Genomic DNA, 21,941 nt, shown 5'->3' with positions numbered 1-21,941 from the left:
ATGTAGGCTTATATGGCTTTCGAGGGGAGGTCGGCATGGTGATCACCTACCGGGAGGCGCTGGCTGAACTCGGGAGCAGGTACCGCGTTCGCAAGGCGGTGTCGGAAGGGACGCTCCACCCCGTCGGCCGAGGGATGTACTCGACCAACCGGGACGAGGACGCCCTCGCCGTGATCGCGAAGCGCTACCCCGGGGGCATCCTGACCGGGCAGACCGCGCTCTACGCCCACGGGCTCGTGACCGCGCCCCCCGACCGGATCGACCTAGCCACGAAGCGCGGTGGGACCAAGATACGCGACGCCGCCGTGCGCCAGCACTTCATCCCGGAGGGATGGCTGGGCGTCGGGAGGTCGACCGTCTCGGTGGACGGGACCGAGCTTGCCGCTTACGACCCCGAGCGCATGCTCCTCGAGCTCATGCGCTCGCGCAACAAGCTGCCCTACGACCTCTACCGGGAGGCCGTCGCCTCGTTCCGCAGGCGGTCGGAGCGGCTGGACATATACAGGCTGCAGGACTACGCGGAGGCAATCCCGCACGGCGAGGCACACCTCGAGCGCGCCATGGAGGAGGTATTCTGATGGACCTGAACGAGATGAGGGCGCGCTACGAGCGCGAGGAGGGCTACTCCTGCCTCAACGCGACCGCGCGCGTCTGCCAGGACGTGATCCTCTCAAAGCTGGCGGCATCCGGCATGCGCGACCGAGTGACGGTCAAGGGAGGGGTCCTGATGTGCGCGCTGTCGGGGAGCGGGCGCCGCGCAACCCAGGACATAGACCTCGACTTCGTGCGGTACCCGATGACCGACGCCTCCATTCGCTCCTTTGTGTCCGCCCTCTCGAACCTCGGCGACGGCGTAACCGTCCGCATCGCCGGCGAGATAGAGGAGCTGTCGCAGCAGGACTACAAGGGCAGGCGCGTCAACCTCAAGGTCAGCGACGGGCGCAGCACGTTCGACACGAAGCTCGACCTGGGGGTCCACGCGAGCGCTGCGATGGAGCAGGACAAGCTGTGGTTCGACGTGGCACACCGGCAGGAGGGCGTCTGCCTGCTTGCGAACTCGAAAGAGCAGGTGTTCGCCGAGAAGCTCAAGTCCCTGCTGCGCCACGGCATCCGAACGGCCCCGAAAACTCGTTTCATGGAGCGTTTCATGGAAAATCCCCCCACTCTAGCAACGGTTCAGAGTCTACTAGATTGGGGGGACGCGAGCCAAGTCGACAAGGGCAGTTAACCGGCGGCTATTCATGCCTCGATTTAGAACAGCTCGAGAATCTCCGCGGCGTTCTCTCGCAGATAGATATCTAGGTCCGGCACGGCAAACTGCACGTAGCCCCTCTGCGGAGCTTGAATAACCTCTCTTTGAAGCAGCTTAGCCCTAATAGAGCTGACCTCATTGGTCTTTTTACCCATGCGTTTAGCAATCTCAGATGATTTGGACTGCTGCTTATCCTCGCACATGGCCAAAAGGTATTTGATATCGTTGAGTCCAAGTCCAGAAATCGCGGGCTCGTGAACAACATCGTGAAAACGAGCCTCTGCCAGCGCAATGCCTTCGGTGACGTCGCCCTCGCTCACAATGGCACTTTTGGCACGATGCAAGTTGGCGCGTTGCCAAATGGAGTAACCGACCAGTTGCACCAGATAGGCATAGCCCTTAGTGGCCTTAGCGGCTCTCGACAGAAGATCGTCCTCTATGGTCAAACCAGTCGCGACAAAGCTATCGCCCATAGAGAGCGCTACCTCCACCTGGTTGATAGGCGCCAGATCTTCGGAGAGGGCACGGCGCAAGAACGTAAGCGCCTTGCCGTTAATAAGATCCATAACGCCGGCGGGTAAGCCGGCAAAGGCAAGTGCGATATCTACTTATATCGAATAATATCGAGCTGTATAAGCTTGTATAAACTTATCGCGGAAGTATCGAGCTTTCGTAATATGACTTAGTTAGTAGTCCACCATTGCTTTCTTCCAAGCTCATAGCGAAAGAAAGTTCAGGACTTCCTAAACCCATTGCCTTAGACCGAGAAATACTCACTCTCGGCAGATAGGTTTGGTCCCAACCACGGATCGCCATCGAGGAAGAACTCAGGCCAGCGCTGCATAAACAGGGCCTGCTCGCGCTTCCAGCGGCGCAGCTTTTCCTCGTTGGCCTCTTCCCTGCCGCGCGAGGTGAACTCGTAGTGGTACAGCTCGGCATAGGGCGTATAGATGGTGCGGTAGCCCGCCTCCCATACGCACAGGCAAAAGTCAGCGTCGTTAAAGCCGACAGCGAATTCCTCGTTGTAGCCGCCGACCAGCTCAAATACGTCGCGTCGGACCATCTGGCAGGCACCCGTTACGGCGCTGAAGTTGCCCGGGCGCACGGCACGGGCAAGATAGCCCTCGCGCTTAGCCGAAAAGTCCTGGTTGGCATGGGCAAGTGCGCCGCGCACGCCAACCACAATGCCAGCGTGCTGCACCAGATGATCGGCAAAGTAGAGTTTGGCGCCCACCACGCCCGTATCGGAACGCTGCAGATAGCCCATCATCTCTTCAATAAAGCCAGCGCTTATGACCTCGGTATCGTTGTTGAGCAGCAGCAGGTAGTCGCCCCCAGCATGCTCAACGCCAAAGTTAATGATTTTCGAATAATTAAACTCGCCCGGCCAGTACACAACACGTGCGCTACCCCTACCGTCAGACGCAGCGATCACGCGCTCCGGCAGGGTTTCGTAATACGCAAACGTCTCCGGGGCTTCGCTGTTGTTCTCCACCAAGACGATCTCGTAGTTTGTATACGTGGCCTTCTGGGCGATCGACATCACACAGGCATCGAGCGTCTCAACGTGGTCCTTGGTGGGGATCACAATGCTCACCAGCGGCGCAGACTCCGGCAGCGCATAGCGCATGCGGTAGACAAACGGCGTCTCGGTCTCCTCGACCGTTCCGCAAATGCCCAGCGCGTTAAAGTGGCGCTGAAGCGCAAGGCGCCCGGCTTCAATAGCATACGGCTTACTATCGGCAGAACCGTCGGCGGTCGATCCCGGATGCACGCGCCAGTGATACAGCACATGCGCAACGTGCTCAAAGCGCGCGCCGGCTGCAAGGCAGCGAAGCGTCAAGTCGTAGTCCTGGGCGCCCGCAACATCTTCCGGAGACATGCCAATGCGATCGATAAGTGCCTTCTCTACCATCAGGAAATGCGTTACGCAGTTATGGCTATAGAGCAGGTCGACGTTGAGCTTGGTCTTAAAGACCGGCTGGCCCCACTCCCCCGTTTTCTGGAACATGTCCTCGTCGCAGAATAGGACCTGGGGGCGCTCGCCCTCGGCCGCCTTATTCAGCGCGGAAACATACTGGAATAACGCGTCCGGCTCCAGAATGTCATCGTGGTCCAAGAACGCGATGTAGTCGCCCATCGCTTGCTCAATACCTGCGTTGGTGTTGACCACAATGCCGCCGTTGCCAGGCAGCTGAATACGACAAACCCGCTCGTCATTGGCGGCAGCCGCAAGATTGGCCACCGCATCCCATTCGGGCGAGGCGTCCATAAGCAGCAATTCCCAGTTGTCATAGCTCTGGGCTAGCACCGAGTCCAGCAGCTCGCGCAGGTAGACCCGATCAGTCTTGTAGCACGGCACCACAATGCTCACGAGCGGTCTATAGGCAAAGGCCGCCGAAGCGACACGCTGGCACGCCAAATCGCCCGGCTTTGCGCGATGTTGCTCAAACCAACGTCGATAAGCTGCGTCGTCTGCACGCGCGTCCTTCATGCGGTTCCAGCTGTCATCGAACATGCCGTTGTACAGGCGACCATCCATGGCGCAAAACCCGCTTTGGATCCGCTCTGTGGGATCGTTCACGATCGCGACAAAATCTCGTATATTCTGAGGCATCTCAACACTCAGATACGTTTTATTGACGCGGCAACCGTTGCGCTGGGGAACATCGACCTGCGATTCAAACACATGCACGGTGACATCGATGGCATTCATATGCGTATCAAAGATCTGGAGCTCAGGTGCGCACTGGGGGTCTCCAGCCCAGGTAACCTCATAGCGCCACACCGCGCCGGCGTCTGCCGGCAAATAGCGAATGGCATCGATCTCGTAGCGACCGCAGCATTCGCCACGCTGCGCATCGCGGATAAGCGCGCACAGCGAAGGCTTTGCTTTGTAGTTAATCTTGGATTCCAGCTTGGCCACGCGGCTATCAAGGCGAATGGAGCCCAACCTTTGGCCATCGGATGCAAAAACGACATCCATCGACGAGTCATCCAAAAACGGAAGCACCAAGACAGCGAGCTCGCGCTCGTAATCGGAAACGGAAGGGCAAAGCGCCAGCACACGGCCATGATCGACCGGGAGCACCAGCGACGGCACACAAGAACCGCTCGTCGTCGCATGGGCAAACGCTTGAGAACCCTCCTGCTCAATAAGCGCAGCGACATCCTGACCGGCAAAACGAAGCAGCACAAACAGACGGCCCTGACTGCGGCAAAGTGCCAAACGCTTGATACTCATCTACACTTCTCGCTTTCCCAGGGCGTTCGCCGCCATGCGCTTGCAGGCACCCAGACGCCCAAACCTCAAGACGTCGTAATCGAACATGAGCTTTTTGCACGCACGGGCATTGGGGGCCTTACTGGTAAGCGCCGCGCGCACCATAGCGGCAACAGACGGGGCACATTGTGCAAGCGCAGCATCGCTACCCACAGCAGAACCGGCAAGCGCTGTGGCAACGGCAGCAAACACCTTGCCGCAGTCCGAACCCAGCAACCTGAGCGCATCGTACAGCACCAGATCGCATAGGAAGTACGCCAGGTCCTCGGCATGCTGGACATCGAGACCGTCGCGCTGCCAGTCAGCCAGCACCGCGGAGTAAATCTTCACGTGCTCCAGCAGGCGCGTCTCGTCGTCGTAGCGCATGGTGTCCATGAGCGAACCCTTGCGCGCCACGCGGTAGTCATACAGCTTGTTCGAAATAAGCGCGGTCTTGCGCGAGCGACCGTACACGGCAAAATCGAAGACCTGGTCCTCGCCATACTTAACGGTTTCGTCGAACACGATCCCGTTACCCAGCAAAAACTCACGCTTGCAGGCGGTGCGCCATGCAAAGGGGCGAGATGCTTCCTTAAACAGTAGGTCGGAGCTATAGCCTTCAAACGACACATCGCGCGGGCTCAGCACATAGTTAAGCCACGGATACCCCGCCTCCAGCGGATACGGATTCGCACCAAAGGTCAAAACATCACAGCGCTCGCGCTCAAAGGCATCGACGATCACGCGGCATGCATCGGGCGTAAAGCGGTCGTCGGAATCCAAAAACGCGACGATAGGCGCCGTGGACGCAGCGATGCCTGCATTACGCGCACTCGACAGGCCGCCATTGGGCTTATCGACCAGCGTGAAGCGCGCGTCTTTTTCGCAATAGGCGGCCGCAATATCGCGCGAGCCATCCGGCGAGCCATCGTTGACCAGCACGCCCTCCCAATCGGGCATGTCCTGCGCAAGCAGGGAGTCCAGGCACCAGGCCAGGCACTCCTCCACTTTATAGATGGGAACGACAACGGAAATCTTGGGGTTAGCCATAGTCACTCGCTCCTACTGTGCGGCCGGAACGTCATCGGGGTGCGGGTTGTCGCCGTAGGTGCGCTGATACGTCAGCACGCGCCAGACCAGCGACAGGCCGCCAATCTTAAAGTAATGCTTAAACGTATTGAGCTTGCCCGGCTTCTTAAAGTCAAAGCGCGAATCGATATAGGCGCGGGGCGACTTGACCATCAGACGCAAGTCGGTCTCGCCACGCGGATCAAACAGCGACAGGTCAAAGCGACCGGCATCCCAATCGGCCTTGAGCTCGGACGAGGCTTTCTTCCAAAACTGCTCACGCAGCTCATCGACCAGGCGCTCATCATTCCAACGGTACGTATCGACCTTCATGCGCATTAAAATGCCCTGGAGCTGAGCCTTGAGCTCGGGACGCTCGTCCAAAAAACGTTGCATCTCGGCATATTCGTCGCACACGCAAAACACCTTGTTGGGCGAATTAACGGAGCTCTTCTCGTTATCCTGGCGATAGCACAAAATGGGGTCCGCAATAAACGCGGCACGCTCGGCGCAAGCCCAAACCTTAAAGTTAAAGCCTGCGTCCTGATACGAGGCACCCGGCGTGGGGAGAAAGCGAATCTGATTGGCGTTGAGAAACTCGCGCCGATAGATGGCAGACCAAATGGAAGGCTTGCGGTAGAAGATCCCCGGGCGATCGACGGGGCGATACGCGGCGCCCGTCATATGCTCGTCGATAATTCCAAACAGCTCACGGCGCTCGCTGGGCGTGGACCAATACAGGTAAAAGTCGCCCTTAACGACATCGGCATGCTCAGCATCGGCCTTGGCGACCAGCTTTTGGAGCGAATCCTCAAACATAAAGTCGTCGGACTCAAGGATGCCCACGTACTCGCCGCGCGCCATCTCCAGGCCGCGGTTCATCGAGTCGCCGTAGCCGCTGTTGGCCTTGTCGATCATCTTTACACGGGGGTCGCGCTCCATGTACTCGCGGATGATATCTGGCGAACTATCGGTAGAACCGTCGTTGATGCAGATGATCTCGATGTCCTTGAGCGTCTGAGCCACGGCGGAATCGAGGCACTCGCGCAGGTAGCGTTCGACATTGCAGATAGGGACAAGCAGCGAAACTTTAGGGTTATCAGAGTTCTGCAAGAGAACCTCCTGTTGAATAGCGTGTAACAGGGTTATTTTAGCAGCCGAGTTGCGGCGGGCGGCAGCGCTTGGAATTAGATAAAGCGCTCCAGGCAGGCTTTGAGACCGCGAGTCGAAAGATAGAACAGCGTGGCGTCTGCCATCGAAACGCCCGAGGTCGCCGCAACGAGCTTGTGGGCAACACGGCGAACGGCGCCCTTAGCAGGCACATCCGCCCACGCCGTTCCCAAAAACGTCGCGAGGTCCATGTTGACGCGAGCCGCCACGCGATGGAAGTCATCGGCATCCAAACGCGCCAGGTCGAACACAATTAGGTCCAAAATCCAAGTTATCAGCTCGCCGGGACACAGGTCTAAAAGACCGTAGGCCGCCCAGTCCTCCAAGACCTCCTCGAGCATCCTCATGTGGGCGTCAAGCTTTTTGGCACGAGCCTCGGCACTGTTGAACTCGTGCGTCGCCGATTCGCTCTCCATCACGTAGTGGTAGAACTTGTCCGGTATGACGACGGTCCTGCGGGCAAGCGCATAAGCCGCAAATTGGAAGACGACGTCCTCGCCCAAAGCCAAACCGGGGGCGAAGCGAATGCCTTCGCGATTGAGCAGCTCGCACGAAAAAGCCGCACGGCAGGCATAGGGCTGCGCATTCGAATGGAACAGCAGTTGGGGATCACGGGCGCCGAAGGTACCAGCTTTGGGGCTCATGAGTTGCTGGACGCGTTTGGGGGCAGCATCGGCAGGTTCACAGACGCCGCCAAAGACGGCGGCCTCGGCATCTGCAGACTCCATGGCATGCAGCACGCGCTCGACCGTCTGGGCATCAATGTAATCGTCAGCGTCCACAAAGAAGACGGTCTCGCCCTCGGCGGCATCGATACCGGCATTTCGAGCGCACGAGACGCCCGCGTTTTCCTGGTCAATCACCAGTACGCGATCGTCGGCCTGCGCGATCAGGTGCAACACGTTCAACGAATCATCAGTCGAACCGTCGTTGACGCAGACAACCTGAATCGAGCGCTCGGACTGGGCCAGCAGCGAATCGAGGCATCGCTGAATGGAGCGCGCAGAGTTGTAAACGGGAACGACAATGGTAGCTTTAGGACACGAGGCCTCTCCCATGCCGACCTACCCCCTCAGCGATTCGAAGAGGAAGGCGGCGACCACGCCTGGACCTCCAACCGAGGCGTAATACTTAGCACGCCCCAAGGCACCATCCGTCGCAAAACTCGGATGCTCGTCAACCCAGCCCTCAGGATCTTTGAGGATGGCAGCGAGATTCGCGCGCTTCCACGGCTTGAGGTCGTCAAGCGAAAAGTCCCCGGCGTCCAAGGCCGCTTGGAACTCCTTGGCCATCTGAACCAGGAACTCCTTATAGAACTTAGGCGCCAGGCGCACGTAGTTCCACATGTACGAATCGTACTTAATGAGCTGATTGAACTTGAGCATGCGCGCGACATCGCCGCTTACGTGGTCGCGGGCATAATCCTCACGAATCCAACGCTCAATCTCGGCATACTCGGTATTGACGCAAAAGACCTTAGCCGAAGAATTGACCGAGGAGTTCTCGTTGTCCTGACGATACGAAAGCACGGCATCGTGCAGGTAAACGGCCTTGTCGGCGCAGGCAATCACCTTAAAGGCAAACGACGTGTCCTGAAAGGATGCTCCCGGAGTCGGCAAGAACTTGATGCCGTTGCGCTCAAGAAAATCGCGACGGTACACAGCCGACCAAATCGAGGGCTTTTGCTTAAAGAACTGTGTCGTATCGCTTGGGTGCACCGGCTTGCCGCAGTCCTGAGGTCTAAACATCTCGTGCAGCGAGCGGCGCTCCTCGGGTTTGGACCAGTAAAAGTCAAAGTTAGCCTTCGCAAAGTCGGCGTTGCAGCCCTCGGCTGCCGACACGAGCTTCTCCAGCGCGTCGGGCGCCATAAAGTCATCGGACTCTAGAATGCCCACATACTCGCCGCGCGCCATCTCCAGGCCGCGGTTCATCGAGTCGCCGTAGCCGCTGTTGGCCTTATCGATCATCTTCACACGTGCGTCGCGCTCCATGTACTCGCGGATGATATCCGGCGAGTTATCGGTCGAACCGTCGTTGATGCAGATGATCTCGATGTCCTTGAGCGTCTGCGCCACGGCGGAATCGAGGCACTCACGCAGATAGCGCTGAACGTTATAGATGGGGATAAGCAGCGACAGAACAGGGCTGCCAGAGGCGTTAGTAGACAAATGTGCTCCTTAGGAAATACCTGTCGTTTCATGGTATCAAAGGGTCGGCACGCCGACGGGCGTTTATATAATCTATGGAGCCCATGGAGCACCCAGAGACGAAAGGAAGACATGCAGCCCAAAGCCGCACGTAATATATCCATCGAAGCGCTGCGCCTCGTCGCGGTCGCCGGAATCGCAGTGTTCCATACCTTTCAGTGGGCCTTCCAGGCAGTCTGCGCCGGCATGCCGGAATATGCACCACTTGCCGTCTTCCCCTATTCCGGCATCCTCGGTTTTATTAACTTGCTGGGCTGCTGGGCCAACGAAGTCTTCTTTATGATCTCGGGGTATTTTCTCATCGCCTCGGCCACGCGGGCTTGGAATGAAGGGGCGACCTGGACGTCGCAGATGCAGCGGACGGTGCAGCGTCTTGGCAAGGTTGTCTTTCCAACCGCGTTTTACTGTCTGGCGGCGCTCGCATGGTCCACGGTCGTCTTCCCCATTCCCGACGTTTCCCTTGCCACGCACTATTGGTACACCCTGGGGCTCGAGTTTATCTGGGTCTACGCTGCCACGGTCTGCATGGCGCCATTGTTTGGCCTGGCCAAGAGTCGACTCTCTAAGAGGAGCTACACGGCAGCGGTCATCGTCGTTGGAATCCTCGCATTTGTTGTTAACGGGTATTTAGCCGCCATGAGTGCGACAAGCGCCGGCGAGTTTTCTTGGCTCCAGAAGTCCATGAGCGCTACCACGTACGTAGTCGCATTTTTGATCGGCGGGCTGCTCCGCGACATTACCGATGTCATGGATTCGGACAGGGCGGGCGCCTTAGGCATGCGGTCGCTCGCAGCGGTTTTGGTGCTCACCACCATCCTGGAAGGCGAACTCTCCTTCACCGGCAACCTCACAGCAATGGCAGCCCTCTCCTACAAATCGACCTCGTTGATCTCGTTTGTCCTCGCTGCCACCTCCCTGCTCTTTGCGGCTACCCGACGCAGCGCCTCGGACAATCCACGAGCCGCAGGCGTCATCGTCACCCTTTCGACCGCCACGCTCGGTTTCTATGTGATGCAGTCGCTCACCAGTAGCCTGTGGCGTCCCGTCTTCAATACGTTGCTCGCAAACATACTGGTCAGCCAAAACAGCCCGGCAGTTATATGTATCGTCACGGGTACCGTCATTAGCATCGTCTTTGCCCTGACGCTTCTCACCATCGACGCAGCTAGAAGCCTTATCGCTCGCAAGCCCAAGCGGCAATAGACACGCTGCCGTCAGACGCTAAAGCCGCTACAGCCGTGACAGGTTCCTGCGTTTTATTCAAAGCTTGCCGTCAAGGTGCGCCGAGCCTTTACAATAGGACAGTCTCAAGGACGTATTCGATAGCTTCCGCGCAGCACTCGCCCGCCGCGCGTGAAAGGATATATTGCCCCATGCCTTCAACCCTTCCCGCCCCCATCGACAAGCTCGCCATCGTCGTCGTTACGTACAAGCGCCAGGAACTTCTGGCCAACTTGTTCGACTCCATGACCGAGCTCACGGCAACGCCCTGGCGCATCGTGATTGTCGATAACGAGAATTCGCGCGAGACCGAGGCCATGTGCGCCGCATTTAACGAGCGCCTGGCCAACCTGTGGGGCATCGACACCGAGCAGCCCGACGCGCAGGGCGGCACCGACCGCGTCATCTACGCCCCGCAGCTCGAAAACGGCGGCGGTGCAGGTGGCTTCTCCGCCGGCACCAAATGCGCCTACGACCTGGGCGCCCAGTGGTTCTGGGTGATGGACGACGACGTGCTCGTCATCCCCGAAGGCATCGAGCGTCTTGCCAAGTGGACCGACCGCTACGATGTTATCCAGGGTTCGCGCCTGGACTTTGACGGCGGCGCCTTCTTTTGGCAATACCAACTCATCCTTTCGCTCGGCATTCCCAACCCTGTCGCCAAGTGGGACTTGGGCCCCGAGGGCTACCGCGCCATGAACCAGCTGTGCTTTGAGGGCGGCATGTTCTCGCGCCGCGTGGTCGACAAGATTGGCCTGCCCGATGCGCGCTTCTTTATCTACGGCGACGATGCCTGCTACGGCTACGTGGCCAGCCAGCACTTCCCCGCCGCCGTGGTCGCCGACGTGGTGCTCAAGCGCGCCCGCGCCGTCTCCAACTGGGACATCGCCGGCAAACGACAGCTCAACTCCACGAGCGACACCAACCGCTACTACATCATGCGCAACCGCGGTTATCTGGCACGCTACATGCAGATCTACGGCGACTACCACCCCGTGCTGTTCCGTCTGGGCAATGCCGCGACCTTCTGCAAGGAGTTCATTCGTCTGGCAGCAGTCGACAAATGCTTTAAGACCGGTATTCCGGCGCTGCGCCGTGGCATGAAGGACGCCCGCAAGATCGTTAAGGACCCCAACTGGAAGCCCATGCCGCCCCTGAAGGACGCCGAGTAACGGAAGCCGGAAACACCTCGGCGCTTAAAGCCGCTGGCACACCGTAGCCACATGCTGCCCATCAAAACCGAACCCCCAGCGCATGCGACCCACGCCGGGGCGTGGTACACGGATTTCGTCGATGCCGTCGCGCTCTATGTCGAGTAGCGACTGCACGGCCAGCAATTCCAACCCCAGCGCATCCACATCGGGGTCATACATCATATTGATCGTTATAAGCGGGCGCTCGTCCAGCATGCCGATCGTGTCAGCTACGTCGAACACAGAGCCCGTAGGAAAAACCTGGATGTCCCAGCGACCCGCGCCACACTTTCGCCTCGAAGCAGGATTGGCATAGCCTGGCAAGCCAAAGCAGAGCCCCTGCAAGAGCAGATGATATGGCAGCGGCTTATCTGGGTCGGTCTCACCGATACCCGCATCCCCCGGGATGCGGCTTAGCGCCCGCCTCACGGTATCCTCGTTCCCACGGCACAGCCCGTCGCGAAACGCATCGACGTCTCGAATGTCTTCGGCAGCGCACTCAAACCACTCAACAATCACTAGACGCAAGGCCCGGCGAAGCTCTTTATTGGGCAATCGCAAGGCACGGAGGCGATCGCCACGCTCTGGCTCCTCAGTCATATCCGTCGTGAGAAAACCAGACAGATACAGCGCTGTCCACATGCCATCGTCAGGCGAGACATCTGGCTCTGCAGTGCCCAAACAAAGCGGGACCTCAGCGCACCCATGGGCCTCGAGCAAATCAAACAAGACCGAAAGGCGGTCGAGATTCCACCCGGCAACTACCCTACTCAGGCAATCCGCATACCCATACAGATCGGCGCGCACAGGCGCCGTGCAGCCTCGGTCCAGAAAACCGATCACACGCGCTGGACTCGAGCAATAGGCCCTACCAAACCGATATCCCTCGAGCCATTCACGCGCATCATCCAGGTATTCCTCGCGTCCAGTATGATTCAATAGAGCCTCGACCTCGGCATCCGAAAAACCGAAACATCGGTCACACCACGCCGACAGCGGCGTCGTCAGACAATACGAGCAGCCGCGCGAAGAAAGCGCCACTTCGGCAGGACTGGGACGCTCCCCCATCAGACACGTCAGCCGCAACGAATCACGCGCAGTGGCAATGGCGTCGAACAACACACGGTCAAGTAGTTCTGCCGGATCGGCGTCGGAAGCGTCCCTCGCGCTCGCACGGCGAGACCACGCCGCATCGTACCCATCAACGAGCAATACAACCTGCTCATCGCAGGCAATCTCCAGCAGCTCTATGAGCACACCGAGCACCGAGTCAACCTCGTCCGCGCTCGCCACGCCACGCGCGACACGTTCGATGTGACGCACCTTATCTCGAGCTAAATCCGGAGCCTCCAAGAGCGCCAACAAGCGAGCGCACTCGCCCGAAAGGGCATCGCGCACGACGCCGGCAACAGCGGGGCCACACCTCGCAGCGCCAGAAAAGTCCAGCGATATCACCGGATAGCAAGCATACTCATCCCGATAGCGCCCGCCGTTCGCATCCCAAATCTGAGCATCGGCAAACGAGATCCGACCGGCGCGACCGACCGCCGGACGCTCCAGAAAAGCCCTGAGCATCGACAAGTTCATGCTCTTGCCAAAACCCTCGGGTCGACAGCACACCACAACGGACGCGTCGCAGTCCAACACATCAGCAATAAACATGGTCTTGTCAACCAGCATGCAGCAACCAAGGGCCTCCGCATAGTCGTGCATGCCAATGGGCAAAACCGCATCGTCGGCACAGCCGATCAAGCGCACGCCAAAGCCAGCAGCACAATCAACATTTGCCTGTTCAGACACCAAAGCGTTCCCCCTAAATCGCAGCACGATGCCAATTGTAATGACCGCATCGCATGTACCGATGACGCCGCGCAAACATATCGGGCAACGGTAGCAACAAGAGGCGTGAGGGGGCACAACTAATCGTTGCACAACAAAACGGGGCCCGACGCATTCGCACCGGACCCCGTCCCAACTCTTTAGTTATCTAGCAACCAAGAGGCTACTCCTCCGAGCCGTCCTCCCCAGAAGCTTTCTTCTGCTGATCGAGCTTATGCTTACCACTTACGATAGACGTAGCGCCCAGTGTGGCCAAGCTTGCACTGGCAAGGCTCGCCATAACGATAAGGTCGCCCGTCTTGGGCATGTTACCGCCAGATGACTTGGTCGTTGTAGTCGTCGTGGTTGTAGTGGTCACCGTCTTGGAGTCATTTTGCTCTTGGACCTGGTTGTCAGCACCGCTCTTGTCGTCGTCTTCGGGCTGTTTCTTTTCGCCCTCGGTCTTGCTCTCGTCCTTCTTCTGAGCGGATTTGTCGTCCTTCTCCTCAGAGCTAGAACCCTTATCAGATTCGGTCTTCTCGGAAGCCTTGTCCTTGGAGTCGCCCTTTGCGGCCTCGGTCTTTTCCGTGGAAACCTGATCAGAATTGTCCTTGTTCTGGGTCGAGCCATTATTGACGCCAGCCATCAGCGAAGAGCCCAGCGTAGAACCAAGCTGCACGGAGAAAGAAGGCTTCTTGTCCGGCGAAGCAACGGGAGCGTCCGGCGCCTTATTCGAGTCGTCCTTGGAAGCGTCGGAATCAGGGGTTGCGTCAGAGCCGGAGCCGTTGTTAGAGCCGGTGTCAACGGACGAATCGCTCGAGCCGGTGGATGAGTTAGAGGTGCCAGCGTCGGTCGAACCAGAAGCGTCGCTGTCCGTATTGCCGGCAGAGCTTGAAGACGAATCGCCCGCAGCAGAGCCGTTCGAATCGGAGCCGTTCGAGGTAAAGCCGTCGTTGGTAGTGCCACCAGCAGAGCCATTACCGTCAGCATCGGTCGAGGGCGCATCCATCCTGTCATCGTTGGCATCGTCACTCGAGTCGTCATTCGAATCAGGTGTCGGCGAGGGCGCCGGCGTAGGCTCGGGCTGCACGGGCGTCGCAGCGGCTGCCTCGTCCTCAGCGATATAAACCAAGCAGTCCTTTAGCTCGTTGCGGTAGCGGTTCTTCCAGCCCTCATGATACTGGGGCTGGCTCGAATACTTGGTCGCCACGTTATTGACCACGCTGTTGGAGAGCGCCGTCACAAACTCGCGGTCGGACATATCGTTGGAAAGATTCGCCCAGCGGAAAAAGTCCCTGCAGCCACCAGTGCCGCACATGTTGGTAATGCTCCATACCATGCCCTTGACGCAGTCGGCGCGGCCCGAAATATCAATACCCAGGCCGCTCTTGAGCCACGCCTCGGTCACCGCATAGTACGAGTTGTACGCATAAGCATCTTGAAGTGCTGAAACTCAACAGGATCGGTGTTGTAAGCACCCTGGAAGGCCTCCTGCGCAATACGGCCCAACTCGGTGAGCTGACCGTTCTCGTACATGGCATTGCTCGTGTTGGAAATCTCGCTGCCGCGATCAATCGCATCCTTGAGCATGCTGTATTTTTCGGGGCTGTAGTTGTAGACCTGCTTCATAAACGGAATGAGCGACCAGCGGCGGTCGAACTGGTAATAGCCCAACGCGTTATAGCCGTCACCGTACGAAAAGCCCTGGTTGTAGTTACCATGGCTCTCGTACTTGGTAAAGTACTTCATCTCGGGAGTCACGTTGACAAACGAAACGCCCTGGACCGACCTCAGCACGCCTGAGAAGGACTGCTGGGTGTAGAGACCCTTATCGATATCGGTGGCATCCGAGGCAACGCCCGGCGTGGGCTCCTCGGCAGCGGCGGGTGCCGGCGCGGAAACGGCGCCAAACGAAAGCGCCAACGTCAGGCCCGCGACAATAGCAGAATGCTTGGGCTGCATAAGATCCTCCCTGCATTGGTGTAGTTAAAGTTCAGTTTGCAAAGATAAAAATAAGTATTGCAGCTCGCCCGTTGTTGCACAACAACCCCTCGGTAAACGGCAACAACCCTCCGCGAAATCTTAAGGAATTAAACAAACTGGTCGTCGGGCGCCATCAGAAGCTCGCCGTATCGCTCCATCAGCCCGTCCCTCAACTGACAGAAAGCGGGGATATAGACGTTCAAGATGCGCTGAATCAAATCTTGAGCGAGCTTGTTGTCGTAGATATGGACGTTCGTATTGCGGTCTCTGAGCATGTCTAGCCAGGCCGCCTCATCAATAAAGTCGTAGAATCGGTACGACTCCTTCACGATGGCACGAGGAGACCCCGACGCGGCAAGCGTGGCGCCCTCATACTCGAGCAGACGCTTAAGGAGCTTCCAGCTCAGTTCAAATTGAAGATTGAACTTATTAATCAATCCACTCTGAACAAAATCATTGTTGAGATCCTGATTGGGCGCATCCTCAAGATTCGCCAAGGCGCTAACAAAGTTCTCATATTTTTTCATACAGAATCACACCATCCCTGGCAATCTCATCGAGCAATTGCTGCGAGAGGGACTCGTCGAGATTGACGACATCTACATCTAAAAGAGTATCAAGATGTTCCTCGATCAAATATGAGAAACGGCCGAAATCCCGGCAACCTGCTACGGCGATGTCAATATCGCTCTTGGGCAAGTTGTCGCCTCGAGCACGAGAACCAAACAACACGACCTTCTCGGCGTCACATTCCCGAGCAAAAACTTCGATTTGCTTGTACACCTTGTCGAGAGATGCCATTTGCACCCCTACAGCTTAATGTCAAAGTTGATTTCGGGGACGGCGGCCAGGTCGGCCAACGTCACGCCGTCGACGTACTTTTCGATCACGTCGTCCAAACCGCGCCAGAACTTGACGGTCGAGCACAAATCGCTGCGGGTGCAGCTGTTGTCGATGCCATCGCACGCCACCGGAGCCGTGCTGCCCTCGACGGCACGCAGGATGTCGCCGGCGCGCACCTCGGCCGGGTCCTTCGCCATCATGTAGCCGCCGCCCTTACCGCGCACGCTCCTAAGCAGGCCCGCCTTCATGAGCGGACGAACCAGCTGCTCCAAATACTTTTGTGAAATATGCTCGCGGTCAGCGACCTCGCGAAGGGCAATCTTGCCCTCGGCGTCACCAAGCGCTGCGATATAGATCATCAGACGAAGGGCATAGCGGCCCTTAGAAGAAATGAGCATACCTACCCTCTCATCGTAGCCGAGACAAAATACCAGGCTTGTTTGTCCCAAATCTTATGCACGCGGGGCAAACAAGCCTGATTATTATGTCCCACATCTAAAAAGTCGAGTGGATTAGTCGGGTTTTCCCTTGACTAACGCCGAACCCATAGTAACTTTATTCCGAGAAGATTCCTAGGGTTTAGTACACCTATGAGTACACCATATACAGAGAGGGACAGCATGAGCGCAAATCCGCTGCTTTCCATCGAAGGTCTGACCGCCTCCGTGGACGAGAAGACCATCCTCCACAACGTCAACCTCAACGTCGCCGCCGGCGAGACCCACGTTCTGATGGGACCCAACGGCGCCGGCAAGTCCACCCTCGGCCACCTGGTCATGGGCGACCCCGTTTACACGGTCAACGACGGCCGCATCGTCTTTGACGGCCAGGACATCACTGAACTCACCACCGACAAGCGCTCGCGCGCCGGCCTGTTCCTGAGCTTCCAGGCCCCGGTCGAGATTCCGGGCGTGCCGCTGTCGAGCTTTTTGCGCGCCAGCATCGCCGGCCGCCCCGGCCCGGAGATGAAGGGCAAGGAGTTCCGCCGTCGCGTCAAGGAGCTCGCGGCAGAGCTCAACATGGATACCGCCTACCTCAACCGCGAGCTGGGCGTGGGCTTCTCGGGCGGCGAGAAGAAGAAGGTCGAGATGCTCCAGCTCCTGTTGCTGCAGCCCAAGCTCGCCATCCTCGACGAGACCGACTCGGGCCTAGACGTCGACGCCCTGTCCACCGTCAGCCACGGCATGGACGCCTACCGCAAGAGCTGCGACGGCTCCATGCTCATCATCACACACAACACGCGCATCTTGGAGCACCTGGATGTCGACCGCGTCCACGTTATGGTCAAGGGCCACATCGTGCGCGAGGACGACGCCTCGCTCATCCCCTGGATCGACAAGAACGGTTTTGAGACCTTCGAGCGCGAGGCCGCCGAGCAGCGCGCCCAGGCCGAGGCCGCCGCTGCCGAGCAGCAGGCGTAAAGGGGCGACGCAATGACCAAGAACCGCACCGAGGTCGCGGACATCGACCGCAGCCTCTACGACTTCACCTATGGCGAGGAGGGATTCGAGCGCCTCGACGCCGGCATCACGCCCGACATCGTGCGCGAGATCAGCGCCAAAAAGGACGAGCCGCAGTGGATGCTCGACCTGCGCTTAAAGTCCCTCGAAATCTTCAACCGCTTCCCGGATCCGACGTGGGGCCCCTCCATCGAGGGCCTGGACATGGACAACATCGTCACCTACGTCAAGCCCAACACCGACCAAAAGCACGACTGGGAGTCGGTGCCCGACGACATCAAGAACACCTTTGAGCGCCTAGGTATCCCCGAGGCCGAGCGCAGCTACCTGGCGGGCGTCGGCGCGCAGTACGACTCCGAGCTCGTCTACCACAACATGCAGGACACCGCCTCCAAGATGGGCATCGTCTACTCCGGCATCGAGGAGGCCCTGCACGACCCGCAGTGGGAGCCGCTCATCCACGAGAAGTTTATGACGCTCATCCCGCCCACCGACCACAAGTTTGCGGCCCTGCACGGCGCCGTGTGGTCGGGCGGCTCGTTTGTCTACGTGCCCAAGGGCACCAAGCTCGATTTTCCGCTGCAGAGCTACTTCCGTCTCAACGCCAAGGGCGCCGGTCAGTTTGAGCACACGCTCATCATCGTCGAGGACGATGCCGACCTGCACTTTATCGAGGGTTGCTCCGCGCCCAAGTACAACGTGGCAAACCTCCACGCCGGCGCCGTCGAGCTCTTTGTGGGCAAGCGTGCGCACCTGCGCTACTCGACCATCGAGAACTGGTCCAAGAACATGTACAACCTCAACACCAAGCGTGCGCGCGTGGACGAGGACGGCGACATCGAGTGGATCAGCGGCTCCTTCGGCAGCCACGTGGGCTACCTCTACCCCATGAGCGTGCTCAATGGCCGCCGCGCCCGCTCGAGCTTTACCGGCATCACCTTTGCCGGCGCCGGTCAGAACCTCGACACCGGCTGCAAGGTCGTGCTCAACGCGCCTGAGACCTCGGCAACGGTCGAGACCAAGGGTATCTCCAAGAGCGGCGGCATCCAGACGTTCCGCAGCTCCATCGTGGCCACGCCCAAGGCCGAGGGCTCCAAGGCAACCGTGAGCTGCCAGTCGCTCATGCTCGACGACCAGAGCCGATCCGACACCATCCCGGCCATGGACATCCGCGCCAAGAACGTCGACATCGGCCACGAGGCCACCATCGGCCGCATCGGCGACGACAAGGTGTTCTACCTGATGAGCCGCGGCATCTCGGAGGAAGAGGCCCGCACCATGATCGTCAACGGCTTTGCCAACCCGGTCTCCAAGGAGCTGCCGTTGGAGTATGCCGTCGAGATGAACAACCTGATCAAGCTCGAGATGGAAGGAGCGATCGGATAATGAAACAGACCACCAACACCGCTGCTACCACCCTTGAGCAGGTCAATGCGATGCCGGCTGCCACTTGGGGTTGGCTCAAGATGAACCAGACCAAGCTCGAACTCTCTAACGAGCTTGCCGCCGCTCCCACCGAGGCCGTTGAGGTCGAGGGCTTGGACGAGCAGTTTACTGGTGTGGCAGACGCGTTCGAAGCCGCCATGGACGCCATGGCCGAGCGCTTCCCCGAGCGCCGCGCCTCCGCCCCCGGTGATGCAGCCGACCGCGCCCGCATCACGCCCGAGACCGAGCTCGACGTGCCCGCCACCTCCGTCTACCAGGCCGGCGCCATCAAGCTCGAAGAGGAGCTCTCCCCTGCTGAAGCCTTCGAGACCGGCATGGGCGAGGCTGCCTACGCCTACTTGGCCGAGCACGCCACCAAGCGCATCGTCATCGATGTGCCCGCATACAAGCACGCCACGGTTACCGTGCGCGTGAGCGGTGTCGATGCCGCCGCAGCCATCGCCGCCATCGACGTCGTCGCCCGTCCCCAGTCGACGCTCGATCTGCTTATTGCCCTAGACTCCCCCGTTGCCGGCCAAGGCGTCGTGGGCTCCGTGCTACGCGTGTGCGCCCACGAGTACGCCACCGTCAACGTGACCTGCACGCAGACGCTCGACGATAGCTGGATCGCGCTCGACGACACCGGCCTGTTCCTGGACGAGGGCGCGCGCGTCAACGTGCAGCACACCGTTCTGGGTGCCGGCGCCAGCGCCACCGGCCTTGCCGGCGACCTGCTGGGCGATACCGCCAAGGTCACCATCGATACTGATTACTTGGGCGCCCGCGAGCAGGTGCGCGACTTTAACTACGAGCTGCGCCACCGCGGTCGCAAGACCGAGTGCGAGATCGACGCCAACGGCGTGCTGACCGGCACGTCCAAGAAGGTCTACCGCGGCACCATCGACCTCGTGCACGGCTGCAAGGGTGCAACCGGCACCGAGCGCGAGACGGTGCTTTTGGCCAACAAGGGCGTCGACAACAAGACCGTTCCCGTCATTCTCTGCGACGAGGACGACGTCGCCGGCAACCACGGCGCCACCATCGGTCACGTCCGCGACGAGCAGCTGTTCTACCTCGCCTGCCGCGGCCTTGACCAAAACGCCGCCGAGGACCTGTTCATCCGCGCCAAGCTGGAGGACGCCGCGCTTTCCGCCACCGACGAGCGCACCCGCGCAGCCGTCGTCCGCCTGGGAAACAACCTGATCGACAACTTTGAAGAGGAGCTCGCATGATCGACACCGAGCACGTTAAATGCGACACCTGTACTGCCCCCGAGCCCATGGAGCTCGACGCCAGCGACGAGGCCTCGCGCGGCTGGCCCACCGTGGACATCGAGACCAACCCCTACAAGGGCCAGTTCCCGCTGTTCCAGCAGCACCCCGAGATCGCCTTCCTCGATAGCGCCGCCACCGCGCAGCGCCCTGCCTGTGTGCTCGACGCCGAGCGCGACTTCTACCAGCGCATGAACGCCAACCCTCTGCGCGGCCTGTACTCGCTGTCCGTCGAGGCCACCGACGCCATCGCGAAGGTCCGCCAACAGATCGCCGACCTCATCGGCGCATCACAGGCCAACGAGATCGTCTTCACCCGCAACACGAGCGAGTCGCTCAACCTGGTCGCCAAGAGCTTTGCGCCCACAGTGCTCGAACCGGGCGACGAGGTCGTCATCACCATCATGGAGCACCACTCCAACCTGATTCCGTGGCAGCAGGTCTGCCGCGAGACCGGCGCCAAGCTCGTCTACCTCTACCCCACCAAGACCGGCCAGCTCACCACCGAGGAGGTTCTTGCCAAGGTTGGTCCCAAGACCAAGATTCTGGCCGTGGGTCAGGTTTCTAACGTGCTGGGCGTCGAGAACCCGGTCAAGAACCTCGGCAAGCTCGTCCACAAGTACGGCGGCTATCTGGTCGTCGACGGCGCGCAGTCGCTGCCGCACATGCCGGTCGATGTGGCCGACCTGGAAGCCGACTTCTTTGCCTTTAGCGCACACAAGGCCATGGGCCCCATGGGCATCGGCGTGCTGTGGGGCAAGATGGACCTGCTAAACGCCATGCCGCCCATGCTCACCGGTGGCGAGATGATCGACTCTGTCACCGAGCAGGACGCCGTCTGGGCGCCCGTCCCCGAGAAGTTCGAGGCCGGCACGCAGGACGCCGCCGGCATCTTCGCCACGGGCGCCGCCCTTGATTACCTGGTCAACACGGTGGGTTACGAGAACATCCAGGCCCGCGAGCAGGCACTCGTCCACTATCTGATGGGCGAACTCATGCAGCTCGACTTTGTCCAGATCATCGGCTCCATCTATTGGGACAACCACCACGGCGTTGTGAGCTTTAACGTCAAGGGCATCCATCCGCACGACGTCGCGAGCATCATGGACATGGACGGCGTCTGCATCCGCGCCGGCCACCACTGCGCGCAGCCGCTGCTCACCTGGCTGGGCGTCGAGAACCTTGCCTGCTGCCGCGCCAGCGTGGCCTTCTACAACGACAAGGCCGACATCGACAAGTTCATCGCCGGTCTGCATCACGTTTGGAGCACGTTCAATGGGTAATCTATACACCTCCACCACGTTTATGGAGCACAACTCGCACCCCGACTATAAGTACGAGATGGATGCCCCCACGCACGAGCACGACGGCATCAACCCCAGCTGTGGCGACGAGCTCACCTTGCAGCTGCGTGTCGAGAAGGGCGTGATCGAGGAGGCCTCCTTTACCGGTCATGGCTGCGCCATCAGCCAGGCCAGCGCCGACATCATGGCCGACCTCATCACCGGCGAGACCGTCGAGGAGGCACGTCGCTTGGCGGGACTCTTCCTCGCCATGATCCGCGGCGAGCAGCTCTCCGAGGAAGACCTGGAAGACCTAGACGAAGCCGCCCAGCTCCAGGACATCTCGCACATGCCCGCCCGCGTCAAATGCGCCGAGCTCGCCTGGCGCACCCTCGACGGCATGCTCACGGGACAAAATAATCAGTAGTATTTGTCCCAAATCTTAAGAATTATGTTGGCTGAATCGCTTGACAAGAGTGGTTCGG

At 59.5% G+C, this 21,941-nt stretch carries 21 protein-coding genes; 9 read left to right on the top strand and 12 right to left on the bottom strand.

Going from position 1 to position 21,941, the window contains the following annotated elements:
• The first annotated feature begins 35 nt into the window (after positions 1–35).
• Both OIL77_08595 and OIL77_08590 read left to right on the top strand, forming a co-directional pair.
• The gene (locus OIL77_08595) at positions 36–578 is read left to right on the top strand and encodes a hypothetical protein (GenBank protein ID HJI45456.1); all 543 of its coding nucleotides are present in this window, start codon (positions 36–38) and stop codon (positions 576–578) included.
• A complete protein-coding gene (locus OIL77_08590) occupies positions 578–1,228 on the top strand; it encodes a nucleotidyl transferase AbiEii/AbiGii toxin family protein (GenBank protein HJI45455.1) in 651 nt (216 codons plus the stop codon). The genes OIL77_08595 and OIL77_08590 overlap by 1 nt, the downstream gene beginning before the upstream one ends.
• 23 nt (positions 1,229–1,251) lie before the next feature.
• On the opposite strand, the gene OIL77_08585 is transcribed toward OIL77_08590, so the two are convergent.
• The 6 genes from OIL77_08585 to OIL77_08560 all read right to left on the bottom strand — a co-directional run bounded on the left by OIL77_08585 (position 1,252) and on the right by OIL77_08560 (position 8,920).
• Positions 1,252–1,818 carry a hypothetical protein gene (locus OIL77_08585; protein HJI45454.1) on the bottom strand — a complete coding sequence of 189 codons (567 nt, stop codon included), beginning with the start codon at positions 1,816–1,818 and terminating at the stop codon, positions 1,252–1,254.
• A 191-nt stretch (positions 1,819–2,009) separates the two neighbouring features.
• Positions 2,010–4,496, bottom strand: a complete 2,487-nt coding sequence (locus tag OIL77_08580) for a glycosyltransferase family 2 protein (protein HJI45453.1) — start codon at positions 4,494–4,496, stop codon at positions 2,010–2,012.
• Positions 4,497–5,564: a glycosyltransferase gene (locus OIL77_08575; protein HJI45452.1), complete on the bottom strand. Its 1,068-nt coding sequence runs from the start codon at positions 5,562–5,564 to the stop codon at positions 4,497–4,499.
• A 12-nt stretch (positions 5,565–5,576) separates the two neighbouring features.
• On the bottom strand, positions 5,577–6,695 hold the full coding sequence (locus OIL77_08570) for a glycosyltransferase (GenBank protein HJI45451.1): 1,119 nt from the start codon (positions 6,693–6,695) through the stop codon (positions 5,577–5,579).
• Between the two features lie 74 nt (positions 6,696–6,769).
• Positions 6,770–7,810: a glycosyltransferase gene (locus OIL77_08565; protein ID HJI45450.1), complete on the bottom strand. Its 1,041-nt coding sequence runs from the start codon at positions 7,808–7,810 to the stop codon at positions 6,770–6,772.
• A 6-nt stretch (positions 7,811–7,816) separates the two neighbouring features.
• On the bottom strand, positions 7,817–8,920 hold the full coding sequence (locus OIL77_08560) for a glycosyltransferase (protein ID HJI45449.1): 1,104 nt from the start codon (positions 8,918–8,920) through the stop codon (positions 7,817–7,819).
• 111 nt (positions 8,921–9,031) lie between these two features.
• On the opposite strand from OIL77_08560, the gene OIL77_08555 reads away from it, so the two are divergent.
• The gene (locus OIL77_08555; protein ID HJI45448.1) at positions 9,032–10,162 is read left to right on the top strand and encodes an acyltransferase; all 1,131 of its coding nucleotides are present in this window, start codon (positions 9,032–9,034) and stop codon (positions 10,160–10,162) included.
• 170 nt (positions 10,163–10,332) lie between these two features.
• The gene (locus OIL77_08550) at positions 10,333–11,352 is read left to right on the top strand and encodes a glycosyltransferase (protein HJI45447.1); all 1,020 of its coding nucleotides are present in this window, start codon (positions 10,333–10,335) and stop codon (positions 11,350–11,352) included.
• A gap of 24 nt (positions 11,353–11,376) precedes the next feature.
• Here the strand turns inward: OIL77_08550 and OIL77_08545 are convergent, their stop codons facing one another.
• From OIL77_08545 to OIL77_08520, 6 genes are all read right to left on the bottom strand, one after another.
• On the bottom strand, positions 11,377–13,173 hold the full coding sequence (locus OIL77_08545; GenBank protein HJI45446.1) for an AAA family ATPase: 1,797 nt from the start codon (positions 13,171–13,173) through the stop codon (positions 11,377–11,379).
• A gap of 202 nt (positions 13,174–13,375) precedes the next feature.
• Entirely contained in the window at positions 13,376–14,599 is a 1,224-nt protein-coding gene (locus OIL77_08540; GenBank protein ID HJI45445.1) for a hypothetical protein, read from the bottom strand.
• Positions 14,596–15,153 (bottom strand): hypothetical protein, encoded by a 558-nt coding sequence (locus OIL77_08535; GenBank protein ID HJI45444.1) that lies wholly within the window; start codon positions 15,151–15,153, stop codon positions 14,596–14,598. Before OIL77_08535 ends, OIL77_08540 begins: the two co-directional genes overlap by 4 nt.
• A gap of 128 nt (positions 15,154–15,281) precedes the next feature.
• Positions 15,282–15,701 (bottom strand): HI0074 family nucleotidyltransferase substrate-binding subunit, encoded by a 420-nt coding sequence (locus tag OIL77_08530; GenBank protein HJI45443.1) that lies wholly within the window; start codon positions 15,699–15,701, stop codon positions 15,282–15,284.
• Positions 15,688–15,975 carry a nucleotidyltransferase domain-containing protein gene (locus OIL77_08525; protein ID HJI45442.1) on the bottom strand — a complete coding sequence of 96 codons (288 nt, stop codon included), beginning with the start codon at positions 15,973–15,975 and terminating at the stop codon, positions 15,688–15,690. The genes OIL77_08530 and OIL77_08525 overlap by 14 nt, the downstream gene beginning before the upstream one ends.
• A gap of 8 nt (positions 15,976–15,983) precedes the next feature.
• On the bottom strand, positions 15,984–16,415 hold the full coding sequence (locus OIL77_08520; GenBank protein ID HJI45441.1) for an Rrf2 family transcriptional regulator: 432 nt from the start codon (positions 16,413–16,415) through the stop codon (positions 15,984–15,986).
• A 222-nt stretch (positions 16,416–16,637) separates the two neighbouring features.
• Between OIL77_08520 and sufC the strand changes: the two genes are divergently transcribed.
• Genes sufC through OIL77_08495 form a run of 5 tightly spaced genes read left to right on the top strand, consistent with a single transcriptional unit; the run spans position 16,638 to position 21,883 of the window.
• The gene (gene sufC, locus OIL77_08515; protein HJI45440.1) at positions 16,638–17,438 is read left to right on the top strand and encodes a Fe-S cluster assembly ATPase SufC; all 801 of its coding nucleotides are present in this window, start codon (positions 16,638–16,640) and stop codon (positions 17,436–17,438) included.
• A gap of 12 nt (positions 17,439–17,450) precedes the next feature.
• Positions 17,451–18,863, top strand: a complete 1,413-nt coding sequence (gene sufB / locus OIL77_08510; protein ID HJI45439.1) for a Fe-S cluster assembly protein SufB — start codon at positions 17,451–17,453, stop codon at positions 18,861–18,863.
• A complete protein-coding gene (locus OIL77_08505) occupies positions 18,863–20,134 on the top strand; it encodes a SufD family Fe-S cluster assembly protein (GenBank protein ID HJI45438.1) in 1,272 nt (423 codons plus the stop codon). The genes sufB and OIL77_08505 overlap by 1 nt, the downstream gene beginning before the upstream one ends.
• Positions 20,131–21,456: a SufS family cysteine desulfurase gene (locus OIL77_08500; GenBank protein ID HJI45437.1), complete on the top strand. Its 1,326-nt coding sequence runs from the start codon at positions 20,131–20,133 to the stop codon at positions 21,454–21,456. Before OIL77_08505 ends, OIL77_08500 begins: the two co-directional genes overlap by 4 nt.
• Positions 21,449–21,883 (top strand): SUF system NifU family Fe-S cluster assembly protein, encoded by a 435-nt coding sequence (locus OIL77_08495; GenBank protein ID HJI45436.1) that lies wholly within the window; start codon positions 21,449–21,451, stop codon positions 21,881–21,883. The genes OIL77_08500 and OIL77_08495 overlap by 8 nt, the downstream gene beginning before the upstream one ends.
• Positions 21,884–21,941: the final 58 nt, after the last annotated feature.

The organism is Coriobacteriaceae bacterium, from assembly GCA_025993015.1.
Lineage (GTDB): Bacteria > Actinomycetota > Coriobacteriia > Coriobacteriales > Coriobacteriaceae > Collinsella.
Note: the sequence above shows the minus strand (reverse complement) of the source record. Positions and strands in the feature narration are given on the sequence as shown.

Bases quoted from the DNA above. Each gene is read 5' to 3' on its own strand.
- OIL77_08595 (HJI45456.1), top strand. From the start codon at position 36: ATGGTGATCACCTACCGGGAGGCGCTGGCTGAACTCGGGAGCAGGTAC.
- OIL77_08590 (HJI45455.1), top strand. From the start codon at position 578: ATGGACCTGAACGAGATGAGGGCGCGCTACGAGCGCGAGGAGGGCTAC.
- OIL77_08585 (HJI45454.1), bottom strand. From the start codon at position 1,818: ATGGATCTTATTAACGGCAAGGCGCTTACGTTCTTGCGCCGTGCCCTC.
- OIL77_08580 (HJI45453.1), bottom strand. From the start codon at position 4,496: ATGAGTATCAAGCGTTTGGCACTTTGCCGCAGTCAGGGCCGTCTGTTT.
- OIL77_08575 (HJI45452.1), bottom strand. From the start codon at position 5,564: ATGGCTAACCCCAAGATTTCCGTTGTCGTTCCCATCTATAAAGTGGAG.
- OIL77_08565 (HJI45450.1), bottom strand. From the start codon at position 7,810: ATGGGAGAGGCCTCGTGTCCTAAAGCTACCATTGTCGTTCCCGTTTAC.
- OIL77_08555 (HJI45448.1), top strand. From the start codon at position 9,032: ATGCAGCCCAAAGCCGCACGTAATATATCCATCGAAGCGCTGCGCCTC.
- OIL77_08550 (HJI45447.1), top strand. From the start codon at position 10,333: ATGCCTTCAACCCTTCCCGCCCCCATCGACAAGCTCGCCATCGTCGTC.
- OIL77_08535 (HJI45444.1), bottom strand. From the start codon at position 15,153: ATGCAGCCCAAGCATTCTGCTATTGTCGCGGGCCTGACGTTGGCGCTT.
- OIL77_08530 (HJI45443.1), bottom strand. From the start codon at position 15,701: ATGAAAAAATATGAGAACTTTGTTAGCGCCTTGGCGAATCTTGAGGAT.
- OIL77_08525 (HJI45442.1), bottom strand. From the start codon at position 15,975: ATGGCATCTCTCGACAAGGTGTACAAGCAAATCGAAGTTTTTGCTCGG.
- OIL77_08520 (HJI45441.1), bottom strand. From the start codon at position 16,415: ATGCTCATTTCTTCTAAGGGCCGCTATGCCCTTCGTCTGATGATCTAT.
- sufC (HJI45440.1), top strand. From the start codon at position 16,638: ATGAGCGCAAATCCGCTGCTTTCCATCGAAGGTCTGACCGCCTCCGTG.
- sufB (HJI45439.1), top strand. From the start codon at position 17,451: ATGACCAAGAACCGCACCGAGGTCGCGGACATCGACCGCAGCCTCTAC.
- OIL77_08505 (HJI45438.1), top strand. From the start codon at position 18,863: ATGAAACAGACCACCAACACCGCTGCTACCACCCTTGAGCAGGTCAAT.
- OIL77_08500 (HJI45437.1), top strand. From the start codon at position 20,131: ATGATCGACACCGAGCACGTTAAATGCGACACCTGTACTGCCCCCGAG.
- OIL77_08495 (HJI45436.1), top strand. From the start codon at position 21,449: ATGGGTAATCTATACACCTCCACCACGTTTATGGAGCACAACTCGCAC.